General features: G+C 61.8%; 14 protein-coding genes. 2 read left to right on the forward strand and 12 right to left on the reverse strand.

Annotated features, from left to right (window positions below; all coding sequences use genetic code 11):
• Positions 1–72: 72 nt before the first annotated feature.
• The 12 genes from ACW9I6_RS24890 to ACW9I6_RS24945 form a co-directional block, all read right to left on the reverse strand.
• The gene (locus tag ACW9I6_RS24890) at positions 73–378 is read right to left on the reverse strand and encodes a YkgJ family cysteine cluster protein (RefSeq protein WP_003208416.1); all 306 of its coding nucleotides are present in this window, start codon (positions 376–378) and stop codon (positions 73–75) included.
• A 54-nt stretch (positions 379–432) separates the two neighbouring features.
• Positions 433–924 (reverse strand): DUF2878 domain-containing protein, encoded by a 492-nt coding sequence (locus tag ACW9I6_RS24895; protein ID WP_457339953.1) that lies wholly within the window; start codon positions 922–924, stop codon positions 433–435.
• Positions 917–2188, reverse strand: coding sequence for an SAM-dependent methyltransferase (locus ACW9I6_RS24900; RefSeq protein ID WP_003208420.1), 1272 nt, complete (start codon positions 2186–2188; stop codon positions 917–919). The genes ACW9I6_RS24895 and ACW9I6_RS24900 overlap by 8 nt, the downstream gene beginning before the upstream one ends.
• Complete coding sequence (locus ACW9I6_RS24905) at positions 2175–2981, reverse strand: DUF1365 domain-containing protein (protein WP_087693766.1); 807 nt, start codon at positions 2979–2981, stop codon at positions 2175–2177. Before ACW9I6_RS24905 ends, ACW9I6_RS24900 begins: the two co-directional genes overlap by 14 nt.
• Positions 2978–4225 carry an NAD(P)/FAD-dependent oxidoreductase gene (locus ACW9I6_RS24910; protein WP_177009579.1) on the reverse strand — a complete coding sequence of 416 codons (1248 nt, stop codon included), beginning with the start codon at positions 4223–4225 and terminating at the stop codon, positions 2978–2980. Before ACW9I6_RS24910 ends, ACW9I6_RS24905 begins: the two co-directional genes overlap by 4 nt.
• Positions 4222–5004 (reverse strand): SDR family NAD(P)-dependent oxidoreductase, encoded by a 783-nt coding sequence (locus tag ACW9I6_RS24915; protein ID WP_008432280.1) that lies wholly within the window; start codon positions 5002–5004, stop codon positions 4222–4224. The genes ACW9I6_RS24910 and ACW9I6_RS24915 overlap by 4 nt, the downstream gene beginning before the upstream one ends.
• Positions 5001–5423 carry a nuclear transport factor 2 family protein gene (locus ACW9I6_RS24920; RefSeq protein ID WP_008432282.1) on the reverse strand — a complete coding sequence of 141 codons (423 nt, stop codon included), beginning with the start codon at positions 5421–5423 and terminating at the stop codon, positions 5001–5003. Before ACW9I6_RS24920 ends, ACW9I6_RS24915 begins: the two co-directional genes overlap by 4 nt.
• Positions 5416–6861: a deoxyribodipyrimidine photo-lyase gene (gene phrB / locus ACW9I6_RS24925; protein WP_457339954.1), complete on the reverse strand. Its 1446-nt coding sequence runs from the start codon at positions 6859–6861 to the stop codon at positions 5416–5418. Before phrB ends, ACW9I6_RS24920 begins: the two co-directional genes overlap by 8 nt.
• Positions 6862–7791 carry a MerR family transcriptional regulator gene (locus ACW9I6_RS24930; protein WP_457339955.1) on the reverse strand — a complete coding sequence of 310 codons (930 nt, stop codon included), beginning with the start codon at positions 7789–7791 and terminating at the stop codon, positions 6862–6864.
• Positions 7792–7794: 3 nt separating this feature from the next.
• The gene (locus ACW9I6_RS24935) at positions 7795–8766 is read right to left on the reverse strand and encodes a YbgA family protein (RefSeq protein ID WP_008432288.1); all 972 of its coding nucleotides are present in this window, start codon (positions 8764–8766) and stop codon (positions 7795–7797) included.
• Between the two features lie 112 nt (positions 8767–8878).
• The gene (locus tag ACW9I6_RS24940; RefSeq protein ID WP_003208432.1) at positions 8879–9094 is read right to left on the reverse strand and encodes a TIGR02450 family Trp-rich protein; all 216 of its coding nucleotides are present in this window, start codon (positions 9092–9094) and stop codon (positions 8879–8881) included.
• Positions 9091–10077: an NAD(P)/FAD-dependent oxidoreductase gene (locus tag ACW9I6_RS24945; RefSeq protein WP_003208434.1), complete on the reverse strand. Its 987-nt coding sequence runs from the start codon at positions 10075–10077 to the stop codon at positions 9091–9093. Before ACW9I6_RS24945 ends, ACW9I6_RS24940 begins: the two co-directional genes overlap by 4 nt.
• Before the next feature lie 209 nt (positions 10078–10286).
• Between ACW9I6_RS24945 and ACW9I6_RS24950 the strand changes: the two genes are divergently transcribed.
• Together ACW9I6_RS24950 and hemH are read left to right on the forward strand one after the other, a co-directional pair.
• Positions 10287–11186, forward strand: coding sequence for a TIGR01777 family oxidoreductase (locus ACW9I6_RS24950; RefSeq protein ID WP_003208436.1), 900 nt, complete (start codon positions 10287–10289; stop codon positions 11184–11186).
• A gap of 14 nt (positions 11187–11200) precedes the next feature.
• On the forward strand, positions 11201–12226 hold the full coding sequence (gene hemH / locus ACW9I6_RS24955) for a ferrochelatase (protein ID WP_134325751.1): 1026 nt from the start codon (positions 11201–11203) through the stop codon (positions 12224–12226).
• Positions 12227–12304 lie beyond the last annotated feature (78 nt).

Here is a 12304-nt window from a genome sequence, read left to right on the forward strand (position 1 = left end):
CGAATCAGTTGACTGACACACCGCTTTCGCGAGCAAGCCCGCTCCCACATTGGCTACTCATTGGTTCCGAAATCAGCGATACACCGTCGCAATCCCCTGGCGCTCATCGATGCACTCCGGCGCGCCCATCTCGAATTCCCGGCAGATCAGCGGCCGCTTCTCGTAAATCGTGCACATCATCGTGTCGCGGTCCAGCGCCGCGCACCAGCCATCATCCAGGCGCAGCATGACTTCGCCGCCCCAATCGTCGGTATCGATAAAGCGATCGGGCACGCCGGTGTCGGTGATCAGCATGACTTCCAGCTGGCAGCAGCACGCGGCGCAGGTGGAGCAGGTGACGGCAGGTTCGGCGATTTGGGTATGGGGGATGTTGGTCATAGGCGCGCAGTGTAAGGCAAGCGGCTCATAGGTGTGTGAAAGGCCTGACGGACGTCAATGTGCCAACTGCCTGGCAACCCAATGCAACAACGGAAAAATCATCCCCCAGAGTAACGCCAGGCCGATGACGGTCGGCACGGTGCCATAGCCGAAACTCACCCCCGCCAGTTGGCTGCCCGCGTAATAGGACAACGGCCCGCCCACCGCCCCCAACAAGCTCGCACGCCACCAGGGCTGCGCGCTCCAGGCCAGGCAATGGCGCAGCGTGGTCGCCAGCAATGCCCACAACAGGATCAGCCACAATGGCGCCAACAGCCCGGGCAGGCTGAAATGAAACACGCCGAATGCACGTAGCACGGTGTCGATCACGGTGCCCAACAAGGTGACGGCAACAATCACCTGGCCTTCCGCTGACCACGAACTTATCCACAGCAGGTGGATTACCAGCACCGCCAACCCCACCAACAGCCACAGCCTGTCGCCGCCCAGCACACAGGCAAACCAGCCGCACTGGAACAGCACGGCATTTGCCAGTGGTTTAAGCATCAAAGCGCCCGAGCAGTGGCTGGGTCAGCGCCGCCGGCTTGGCCAGCAGCATCTGCGCGGTGCCGATGGTGCGCTCCATAAAGCCGCCTTCGCAGTAGCACAGGTAAAACTCCCACAGCCGCAGGAAGTATTCGTCGTAGCCCATTTCCGTCAGGCGGCTGTGGGCGCGGCGAAAGTTCTCATGCCACATGCGCAGGGTTCGCGCGTAGTGCAGGCCGAAGTCCTCCATGTGCAGCAGGTTCATGTCCGTGTCGCGGCTGACGACCTCCAGCATCTTCTGTACACACGGCAAGGCGCCGCCGGGGAAGATATAACGCTGGATAAAATCCACGCTGCTCTTGGCTTGTTCGTAGCGCTGCTCGCGAATGGTGATGGCTTGCAGCAACATCAGGCCGTTGCTCTTGAGCAACTGCGCGCACTGTTTGAAATAGGTCGGCAGGAAGCGGTGGCCCACGGCTTCGATCATCTCGATCGACACCAGCTTGTCGTACTGCCCGGTCAGGTCGCGGTAGTCCTCCAGCAGCAACGTCACCTGATTCTGCAAACCCAGGGCCTCGATGCGTTTTTCAGTGTAGGCAAACTGCTCTTTGGACAGGGTCGTGGTGGTGACCTTGCAGCCGTACTGCTGCGCGGCATAAATCGCCATGCTGCCCCAGCCGGTGCCGATTTCCAGCAGGTGGTCGGACGGTTTCAGCGCGAGCTTCTGGCAGATGCGTTCCAGTTTGTTCAGTTGTGCCTGTTCCAGGGTGTCGTCAGCGGTGAGGAACTGCGCGGCCGAATACATCATGGTCGGGTCGAGGAATTCCTCGAACAGGTCGTTGCCCAGGTCGTAGTGGGCGGCAATGTTTTTCTGCGAGCCCTTGCGCGTATTGCGGTTGAGCCAGTGCAGGCCCTGGGTGAAGGGCCGCGCCAGTTTAGCCAGCCCACCTTCCAGCGCATCCAGCACGTCGAGGTTGCTGACCATCACCCGTACCACGGCGGTCAGGTCCGGGCTGCTCCAGTAACCATGGATAAATGCCTCGCCGGCGCCGATGGAGCCGTTGGCCGCCACCAGCCCCCACACGGCTGAATCGAGGATCTGGATCTCCCCCAGCAGGTGCGCTTCCCGTGCGCCGAAGACTTGCCGTTCGCCGTCCTCGATCACCACCAACTGGCCGTGGCGCAGTTGGCCGAGCTGGCGCAGCACGGCTTTGCGCAGCAGCGCGGCGGTCATGCCGTTGACGTTCAAGCGGTTGGATTTGACCGATAAGCTAGGGGATTTCATGGCGGCGATCCTTGGTGTAACCGACTGCGGTGCGAGAAGCGCCTTCGGCGGCGTGATGGGAAAAAATCGGCGTGCGTTTAAGCAAGAGGCGCAAGGCCTGCCAATAAATGGCCAGGCAGGTCTTGGCGGTCATCCACGGGAAGCGCCACAGGTAGCGGTGCAGGCTGGCGCGGTTCAGGGCTTCGCGTTGCAGGCTCAAGGTGGCGTCGAAGACTTTCAGTTCGCCCTGCCAGTCGGCCATGTGCACGCCGAGCCTGGCGGCGGGCGGGCTGAAGCTCATGCGGTATTCCAGGTCCCGGGGCAAGAACGGCGACACATGAAACGCCTTGGCCACGGCGAAGTGCTGATGCTCACCGGCAGGCAGCGCCTGGGCTGGCAGCACGTAGTGATAGCGCTCGCGCCACGGGGTGTTGGTCACTTCACAAAGGATCGCGGCCAGCGTTCCGTCGGCCTCGAAGCAGTAGAAGAAACTCACCGGGTTAAAGGCCAGGCCCCAACTGCGGGCCTGGGTCAGCAGGCAGATAACGCCCGAGGGGATGCGCCCCAGGGCCTTGCCGACTTCTTGGCGCACGGCATCGGTCAAACTCATGCCGTGACGGGTCAATTCACGCAGGTAATCCTGCTGGCGAAACGCGAACGGCGCCCAGCGCTCACCCGCCAATGGCGACAAGCCGAACACTTCGTCCTGTTCGCTGAGGTCCAGGTACAGCAGGCCGATCCGGTACCGAAAGGCATGGCCCTTTGGCGTAAACCGCCGATGGGCGATCCAGCCGCTGTACAGGGCGCTGTTCACAGGATTTCCCCGAACGCCTTGGCCACGCGCAATGCGCTGACCACGCCGTCTTCGTGGAAACCGTTGGCCCAGTAGGCGCCGCAATAATAGGTGTGCTGCGCGCCGTGCAGTTCTTCCCAGCGCGCTTGGGCGGCCACGGCGGCCAGGCTGTATTGCGGGTGGGCGTAGGTGTAGCGGGCGAGGACTTTGAGCGGGTTGATCAGCGCCGTTTGATTGAGGCTCACGCAAAAGGTGGTGGTGCTGTCGATGCCTTGCAGGATGTTCATGTCGTAGGTCACCGCCGCCTGTTTTTGCGCGCGGCCATCCAGCCGGTAATTCCAGCTGGCCCAAGCCAGTTTGCGCTCGGGCAGCAGACGGGTATCGGTGTGCAGGACGACGTCATTGTCGGCGTAGGGCAGGGCACCGAGGATCTGTTGCTCGGCCAGGCTCGCATCCCCCAGCAAGGCCAGGGCCTGGTCGCTGTGGCAGGCGAACACCACCTTGTCGAATGCCTCGCTGCCGGCGGCGCTGTGGATAACTGCGCCGATGGCTGAACGCTCAACCCGGGTGACCGGGCAATTGAGGCGGATATTTTCGCGGAAGGACTGGGTCAGCGGTTCGATATAGCGGCTGGAACCGCCTTCGATCACGCACCACTGCGGCCGGTTGCTCACCGACAACAAGCCATGGTTCTTGAAGAACCGCACGAAAAATTGCAGGGGAAACCCGAGCATGTCAGCCAGGGACATCGACCAGATCGCCGCGCCCATCGGCACGATGTAGTGCTGGATAAATCGCTGGCCGTAGCCGCCCGCTTGCAGGTACTCGCCCAGGGTCATCTCGGCGCTGATGCGTTGCTCTTGCAGGTCCAGGGGCGCCTGGCGGTTGAAGCGCAGGATATCGCGCAACATGCCCCAGAACCCCGGCGACAGAATATTCCGGCGCTGGGCAAACAGGCTGTTGAGATTGTTGCCGTTGTACTCGAACCCGGCGTTCGGGTCGCACACCGAAAAGCTCATCTCGGTGGGTTTGTACGTCACGCCAATTTGCCCCAGCAGCTTGATGAAGTTGGGATAGGTCCAGTCGTTGAACACGATAAAGCCGGTGTCCACCGCATGGCTTTTGCCTTCCACTGTGACATTCACCGTGTGAGTGTGCCCGCCGATGCGGTCGCCCGCTTCGAACAGGGTGATGTCGTGGCGGCGACTGAGCAGGTAGGCGCTGGTCAGCCCGGCAATGCCGCTGCCGATAATGGCGATCTTCACAGGTCGTCCTTTCTCGGCGGCGGGCTGCGCAGCATGCGTTTGCCAATGATCAACTGGACGCGGTTCGGCAGTTTCGACAGTGGCCACAAGGCGGCAATAAACAGGGCAGGGAAGGCAATTTCCAATGGACGGTTTTGCAGCTTGGCGAAGATATGTCGCGCGGCCTTGTCTGCCGGCCAGCTCAGGGGCATCGGGAAATCATTGCGGGCGGTCAGCGGCGTGTCGACAAACCCCGGGCTGACCACGGTGACGTCGATCCCTTCAGGTGACAGGTCGATACGCAGGGACTCGAACAGGTAACGCAGGCCGGCCTTCGACGCACCATAGGCTTCCGCCCTGGGCATCGGCAGGTAGGTCACCGCACTGGCCACACCGACCAGGTGCGGTGTATGACCGGCACGCAACAGCGGCAGCGCGGCCTCGATGCAGTAACTGCTGGCCAGCAGGTTGGTGCGCACCACGTGCTCGATGATCGAGGCGTCGAATTGCCTGGCATCCACGTATTCGCAGGTGCCGGCATTCAGGATCACCGTATCCAGCGAACCCCAGGCCACTGCGATGTGTTCACCGATCTCGCGCACGGTCTGGCTGTTGGTCAGGTCGCCGGCCACCACCAGCACTTGCCCGGGGTATTGCTGGGCAAGCTGTTCCAGGGGCGCCTTGGAGCGGGAACTGAGGGCCACATGGGCACCGCTTTCGAGCAGCGTCTTGGCCAGTTCGGCCCCGATGCCACTGCTGGCACCGGTCAACCAGTAACGACGTGGAAGGTTAAGGCTCATCCCATTCTCCTTTTCAGCCAGCTGACCACACCGCCAAGGACCGGCACGTGTTCATACAGCAACTGTCCAGCGTCAAAATAATCCCGGTGGCGATACACCTTGTCGCGCCACAGCAGGTGCGAGCAGCCTTCCACACGAATCACTTCGCCCTTGGCCAGGCGCGGGTGGCAGAAGCTCATTGTCCAGCGCAGGTAGCCTTCGCCTTCCGCCACTTGATCAAAGCCATGGAAGTCAAAGCGCAATTGGGTAACGTTGTCGTACAGCTCGGCGAAGTAGCGGTGCAACGCCGGCAGCCCGTGCACCTCGTGCAGTGGGTCGGTGAAACTGATGTCCTGGCTGTACAGGCCGTCGAGCAGGTGCAGGTTGTGCTTGTCCACACTGGCGAACACCTGGGCGAAGCGGCGCAGGAAATCACTCATAAGCACCTCCGACCGCCTGGCGTGAAGGCAGGCTGCGGAAAGCGGCGAGGGCGCGCTCGCGGGATTTTTTCAAATCGACGATAGGACGAGGATAGTCGGCCACACCAAAGAGGCCGCCCACGGCGTCGGGGTTGTGCACTTCCTTTTTGTTCAGCGCCGCCAGTTGCGGCAGCCAGTGCTTGATAAACACACCTTCGCCGTCGAATTTTTCCGATTGGCTCAAGGGGCTGAAAATCCGGAAGTACGGGGCCGAGTCGGTGCCGGTGGACGAGCTCCACTGCCAGCCACCGTTGTTGGCTGCCAGGTCGCCGTCGATCAGGTGACGCATGAAAAAGCGCTCGCCTTCGCGCCAGTCGATCAGCAGGTTTTTGGTCAGGAACATCGCCACCACCATGCGCAGGCGATTGTGCATCCAGCCGGTTTCCAGCAGCTGGCGCATGGCGGCGTCGATGATCGGCAGGCCGGTGCGTGCTTCCTGCCACGCTTTCAAGTCTTCCGGGCTGTTGCGCCAGGCCACGGCTTCGGTCTCTGGGCGGAATGCGCGGTGGCGCGAGACCCGTGGGTAGCCCACCAGAATATGTTTGTAGAACTCGCGCCACAGCAGCTCGTTGATCCAGGTAATCGCGCCGATGTCGCCGCTTTCGAATTCACCCTGGTTGCTTTGCAGCGCGGCATGCAGGCACTGGCGCGGTGAAACCACGCCCGCTGCAAGGTAGGCCGAAAGCTGGCTGGTACCGGGCTTGGCCGGGAAGTCGCGTTCGTCCTTGTAGTAGCTGATTTGTGCGTCGGCGAACTGGTCGAGACGGCGCCGGGCTTCGGCTTCGCCGGCAGGCCACAGGGCGCGCAAGGCTTCGCTCGGGGTAGCGAAGCCCTCGACGTGATCCGGAACCTCGTCGCTTTTGAGTGTGAGCGGCGCCTGCGCCTTGGGAGTGGTGACCAAACGCGGCAAGGCGCCATGCAGGCGGCTGTAGCAGACCTTGCGGAACTGGCTGAACACCTGGAAGTAGGTGCCGGTCTTGGTCAGCACGCTGCCGGGCTGGAAAAACAACTGGTCCAGATAGGTGTGGAACGTGATGCCTTGAGCTTCGAGGGCCTTGGCCACGGCGGCGTCGCGGCGCTCTTCGTGGATGCCGTATTCGTCATTGACGTGCACTGACTCCACCGACAGTTCCTGGCACAGGCCTGCCAAAACTTCAGGTGCTTGATCCCAAGTGTCGGCATGGCGGATCAATAACGGAATGTTCAACTCGCTCAGTGCCGAGCTCAAGCGCTGCAGGTTGCGCAGCCAGAAATCGACCTTGCACGGCGCGTCATCGTGGGCCAGCCATTGCCCGGGGCTGATCAGGTAGACGGCCGCTGTCGGGCCACGCTGTGCGGCTGCGGCGAGGGCGGTGTTGTCATGTAGGCGCAGGTCGGTGCGCAGCCAGATCAAGTGCATTTAAATAAGTCCACGCTGGATCAGTACCTGATGGGCCGACAACGGGTCTTCGGCCAGGAGCAATTCAGGAATCTCTTCGGTTAATACGGACAGCTCCGCCTGGTGGATGCATACCGTTGGTCCGGTTATCAGTTTTGGGCAACTGAAGCCGCTCAACAGTTTGCCCAGCACCGAGGTATGGAGTGCCTTGCTCGAATACAGCAGTACCGCGCGGGGTTGCAGATGCTCGACGGCCAGGGCCAGTTCGCCCACCGGCAATGGCCAGTCGAAAACTTCCACCGGGCAATCGGCGCTGCTGGCGAGCCAGGCGGTGAGCCACAGGTGCGGCTCCAGCGGCAGGTCGGAATGGTTGATCAGCAGCAGGGGGGCGCCGTTGAGCTGGCGGTTGTTGTGATACATCCGCGCACCGAATTTGCTGCGCAGCCAGGAATAGAAAAATACCCGTTCCATCTGCGCGCCGAACTGGCCTTGCCAGCGCAGCTCAAGCTCCTTGAGCAACGGCAATAACAGTTGCTCGCACAAGGTGCGCGGCGGGTACAGCGCCATGGCCTGGTTGAAGGCATCATCCACCCGGCGCTCGGCCAGTTCGCTGATGGCCTGCACCAGGTGCTGGCGGCGGTTGTGCCATTCGTTTTCCACCGGCGGCTCGCTGGTGGCTTGCGCGGTGTCGATCAGGCTCTTGACCTGGCTGACCGGCACACCGCGGTTGAGCCAGGTCAGGATGGTATGGATGCGTTGCACGTGCTCGGCACTGAACAGGCGGTGCCCCTTGGGCGTGCGCTGGGGCACGATCAGGCCGTAGCGCCGCTCCCAGGCGCGCAAGGTCACGGCGTTGACGCCGGTCTGGCGCGCGACTTCGCGGATCGGCAGCCATCCTTTTTCGATGGCCTCGGCGATGTCTTCGCCAGGTTCTTGCAGGGGAAAAGTCATAGGTTAAATCGCATTACGCAGGCTGAGGTTTTCCGGGTGCGGTTGCAGGTAGGCCTGCTGCGCGATATAGCGGTCCGGATGCTGGCGAAAGTGGTGCTTGAGCAGCGTCAGCGGTACCACCAGCGGCACGATGCCCTGGCGGTATTGGCTGATGATGGTCTGCATTTCCTGTTTGTCTTCGGCGCTGATGGCTTGCTTGAGGTAGCCGCTGATGTGTTGCAGCACGTTGGTGTGGGTGCCGCGTGTGGCGCACTGGGTCAGGGCGCTCATCAGTTCGCTGAAGTAGCCGGCGGCCAAGGCGCCCAGGTCGACGTCCCTGGGCATGCTGCCCAGCAGGTTGCCGAGGCTCTTGTAATGCACCGGGCTGTGGGCCATCAGCAGGTATTTGTAGCGCGAGTGAAATTCCAGCAGGCGGTGACGGGTCAGGCCTTCGGCGAGCAGTTGCTGCCAGGTGGCGTAGACGAACACCCGGGTCAGGAAGTTTTCCCGCAGCACCGGGTCATTCAGCCGACCGTCTTCTTCCACCGGCAGGTTGGGGTGGCGCGCACAAAATGCCTGGGCGTAGATGCCGCGCCCGCCGCCGTCGATGGGCATGCCGTTGTCCTGATAGACCTTGACCCGCTCCAGGCCGCAGGACGGGGATTTCTGCATGAAGATGTAACCGCAGAGGTCGGTGTGTTCAGCAGCCATTTGCTGGCCGTAATCGTCCAGCGGCTGGGTCACGTTAAGTTCGCGGTTTACGGTGCCAACGGCCTGTGGATTGAGCGGGTCGCCCACCAGGCGAATCGGTTCGCGGGGGATGCCCAGGCCAATGGCGACTTCAGGGCACAGCGGCACGAAGTCGAAATAATCGGCCAGGGTCTGGCTACACAGCTGGGATTGTTTATGCCCGCCGTTGAAGCGCACGTTCTCGCCCAACAGGCAGGCGCTGATGGCGATTTTCGGTTTGCCGGTGGCGGGCAGGGTGCTGGACATGGCCAAACCTCGATGAAATTCCTGTACAGAGTTAAATTTCTGTACAACTTAATCTCATCATAGGTTTGAAGCTGTACAAGTCAAATAATTTGTACAGGTATTTGCGGAATGGCTATTTCCAGCCGATTTTCCAGTCTTCGGCGTTTTGCAGGGTTTGCCAGGCCAGGCGCTGCACGCGATGGCTCATCACGGCTTCCAGCTCGATTTCCTGCACATCGCCTTCGTCATCACGCAGCAGTTTGGTCACCAGAAAATGTTTTTCCTTGTGCTGCGGGCGGGCTGCTGTCCACTTCGACAGCAGCAACTTGGCGGGATTGATGCGGTTCATCGCAGGTGCTCGATCAACCGCCGCGCCGCCTCCTGGCCGCTGAGCCACGCACCTTCCACGCGGCCTGACAGGCACCAGTCGCCACATACATACAGGCCCAGGTCGGCGTCGGCCAGCACGCCAAATTCATGGCTGGTGGACGGCCGCGCGTACAGCCAGCGGTGGGCGAGGGTGAAGGATGGCGCCGGCATGGCGCTGTGCAGCAGCTCGGCGAAGGCGCCGTGCAGGTGTTCGATCACGGCTTCCTTGGACAGGTCCAGGTGTTGCTTGCTCCAGGTGCTGGTGGCGTGCAAAACCCAGGTGTCGAGGGTGGTGTCGCGCCCCGGTTTGCTGCGGTTGCGCGCCAGCCAGTCCAGCGGGCTGTCCTGGACGAAGCAGCCTTCCATGGGCGTATCCAGCGGCTTGTCGAAGGCCAGGGCAATGGCCCAGGTCGGGTCCATCTTGACCCCGGCGGCGACACTTGCCAGCTTGGGCGCAGCGGCCAGCAAGGCAGTGGCCTGGGGCGCCGGGGTGGCGATGATCACGTGGCTGAACGGGCCGTGGCTTTCGCCGTCGGCGTCCAGCAGGTTCCAGTGATGTTTACCCTGGAACACCTCGGTGATGCGGCAACCGAACTGCACCGGCAAGTCATCGAGCAGGGCGCGGGTGATCGCACTCATGCGCGGCGTGCCGACCCAGCGGATCTGTTCATCGGGGGAGGGCGTCAGTTGGCCGGACTTGAAGTTGTACAGCTGTGGCTTCCATTGCTCGGCGCAACCATTGGCCTGCCAGCGTTGCACCTCGTTGACGAAGCGCCGGTCGCGGGCGGTGAAGTACTGTGCGCCCATGTCCAGCGATCCCGCATCGCTGCGCTTGCTGGACATGCGACCGCCACTGCCGCGGCTTTTATCGAAGAGTTGTACAACGTGCCCCGCGTCTTTCAACGCTCGGGCGGCGGAGAGACCGGCGATGCCGGTGCCAATGATCGCGATGGGAACAGTCATGGGAGGCCTCGTTTTACCGTTGGGTACAGACTACGCCGACACCAATAGCTGTACAATATTGTTTTTTGGTATAAGTTTTGGCGTACCTGATCGTTTGGCGTGACCTATGGTTAAACCTGAAGGTTTAACCAGCGTTGCGCCCGATTAAAACATCCCTGTTTATAAAATAGACTAACGGTGGTCGGCGAACGTTACACGAGGAACAACTCATGCACATTTTGCTGACCGGCGGTACCGGTTTGATCGGCCGTCAACTTTGCCAATACTGGCTTGCCCAGGGCCATCGCCTCACGGTCTGGAGCCGCCATCCCGAACAAGTGGCTAAATTGTGCGGCGCCCAGGTGCGTGGCGTCGCCCGCCTGCAAGACATAAACGAGGCGGTGGACGCGGTGGTCAATCTGGCCGGCGCGCCGATTGCCGACCGGCCCTGGACGCATAAACGCAAGGCGCTGTTGTGGAGCAGCCGTATCGGCCTCACCGAAACGCTGCTGGCCTGGCTTGAGGGCCTTGAACACAAACCGGCGGTGTTGATCTCCGGTTCCGCGGTGGGCTGGTACGGCGACGGTGGTGAGCGCGAGCTGACCGAAGACAGCGGCCCGGTGCAGGACGATTTCGGCAGCCAGTTATCCATTGCCTGGGAAGAAACCGCCCAGCGTGCCGAGGCATTGGGCATCCGCGTGGTGCTGGTGCGTACCGGGCTGGTGCTGGCGGCGGAGGGCGGCTTTTTGTCGCGGCTGTTGCTGCCGTTCAAACTGGCGCTGGGCGGGCCTATCGGCAATGGTCGGCAGTGGATGCCATGGGTCCATATAAAGGATCAAATCGCCCTGATTGATTTTCTTCTGCACAAGACCGATGCCAGCGGTCCTTATAATGCCTGCGCGCCACACCCGGTACGCAACCTGGAGTTCGCCAAGACCCTGGGCAAGGTGCTGCACCGCCCGGCGTTCATGCCCATGCCGGCGTTTGCCTTGCGTATCGGCCTGGGCGAGTTGTCCGGTTTGTTGCTGGGTGGCCAGCGGGCTTTGCCGCAGCGGCTGTTGGCGGCCGGTTTCACTTTCCAGTTCACTGAGTTGCATGCGGCCCTGGACGACTTGTCCAGCCGCCTCTAGAGATAGGATGTTGCATGACGGATCACGCGTTGTTACTGGTCAACCTGGGTTCACCGGCGTCCACTTCGGTGGCGGATGTGCGCAGCTACCTCAATCAGTTCCTGATGGACCCTTACGTCATTGACCTGCCATGGCCGGTTCGGCGTTTGCTGGTGTCGCTGATCCTGATCAAGCGCCCGGAGCAATCGGCCCATGCCTACGCCTCGATCTGGTGGGACGAAGGCTCGCCGCTGGTAGTTCTTAGCCGTCGCTTGCAACAACAGATGACTGCACAGTGGACCCAGGGGCCGGTGGAGTTGGCCATGCGCTATGGCGAGCCGTCGATTGAAAGCGTACTGACCCGGCTGGCGTCCCAAGGCATCCAGAAAGTGACCCTGGCGCCGTTGTACCCGCAGTTTGCCGACAGCACCGTGACCACGGTAATCGAAGAGGCCCGGCGCGTGGTGCGGCACAAAAAGCTGGCGATCGAGTTTTCGATTCTGCAGCCGTTCTACGATGAACCGGAGTACCTGGACGCCTTGGCCAACAGCGCCAGAGCCTATGTGGAAGAGGATTTCGATCACCTCCTGCTGAGCTTTCATGGGTTGCCCGAGCGCCACCTGAAAAAGCTCGACCCTACGGGGCAACACTGCTTCAAGGACGCCAACTGCTGCCAGAACGCCTCTCCCGAGGTGCTTGCCACGTGCTATCGCGCGCAGTGTTTCAGCGTTGCGCGGGATTTTGCCGAGCGCCTTGGCTTGCCGGATGGCAAATGGTCGGTGGCGTTCCAGTCGCGGCTGGGCCGGGCCAAGTGGATCGAACCGTACACCGAGGCACGCCTTGAAGCGTTGGCTCAACAGGGCGTGAAGAAGCTGCTGGTGATGTGCCCGGCGTTTGTTGCGGACTGCATCGAGACACTGGAGGAAATTGGTGATCGCGGCCTGGAGCAATTCCGCGAGGCGGGGGGCGAGGAGTTGGTGTTGGTGCCGTGCCTGAACGATGACCCGCAGTGGGCGGCGGCGCTCAATACCTTGTGTGAAAGAGCGCCGGTCGCGCTGTAGTCAAGCCGGGTGAGGCCTGAGTGTGGGAGCGGGCTTGCTCGCGAAGGCGGTGGGTCGGTTAATGAAGATGGTGACTGA

The sequence above is a fragment of the Pseudomonas sp. SDO5522_S412 genome (genome assembly GCF_054071215.1).

Excerpts from the sequence above, each read along its gene's own strand:
- ACW9I6_RS24890 (WP_003208416.1), bottom strand. The coding sequence starts at position 378 with ATGACCAACATCCCCCATACCCAAATCGCCGAACCTGCCGTCACCTGC.
- ACW9I6_RS24895 (WP_457339953.1), bottom strand. The coding sequence starts at position 924 with ATGCTTAAACCACTGGCAAATGCCGTGCTGTTCCAGTGCGGCTGGTTT.
- ACW9I6_RS24900 (WP_003208420.1), bottom strand. The coding sequence starts at position 2,188 with ATGAAATCCCCTAGCTTATCGGTCAAATCCAACCGCTTGAACGTCAAC.
- ACW9I6_RS24915 (WP_008432280.1), bottom strand. The coding sequence starts at position 5,004 with ATGAGCCTTAACCTTCCACGTCGTTACTGGTTGACCGGTGCCAGCAGT.
- ACW9I6_RS24920 (WP_008432282.1), bottom strand. The coding sequence starts at position 5,423 with ATGAGTGATTTCCTGCGCCGCTTCGCCCAGGTGTTCGCCAGTGTGGAC.
- phrB (WP_457339954.1), bottom strand. The coding sequence starts at position 6,861 with ATGCACTTGATCTGGCTGCGCACCGACCTGCGCCTACATGACAACACC.
- ACW9I6_RS24930 (WP_457339955.1), bottom strand. The coding sequence starts at position 7,791 with ATGACTTTTCCCCTGCAAGAACCTGGCGAAGACATCGCCGAGGCCATC.
- ACW9I6_RS24935 (WP_008432288.1), bottom strand. The coding sequence starts at position 8,766 with ATGTCCAGCACCCTGCCCGCCACCGGCAAACCGAAAATCGCCATCAGC.
- ACW9I6_RS24940 (WP_003208432.1), bottom strand. The coding sequence starts at position 9,094 with ATGAACCGCATCAATCCCGCCAAGTTGCTGCTGTCGAAGTGGACAGCA.
- ACW9I6_RS24945 (WP_003208434.1), bottom strand. The coding sequence starts at position 10,077 with ATGACTGTTCCCATCGCGATCATTGGCACCGGCATCGCCGGTCTCTCC.
- ACW9I6_RS24950 (WP_003208436.1), top strand. The coding sequence starts at position 10,287 with ATGCACATTTTGCTGACCGGCGGTACCGGTTTGATCGGCCGTCAACTT.
- hemH (WP_134325751.1), top strand. The coding sequence starts at position 11,201 with ATGACGGATCACGCGTTGTTACTGGTCAACCTGGGTTCACCGGCGTCC.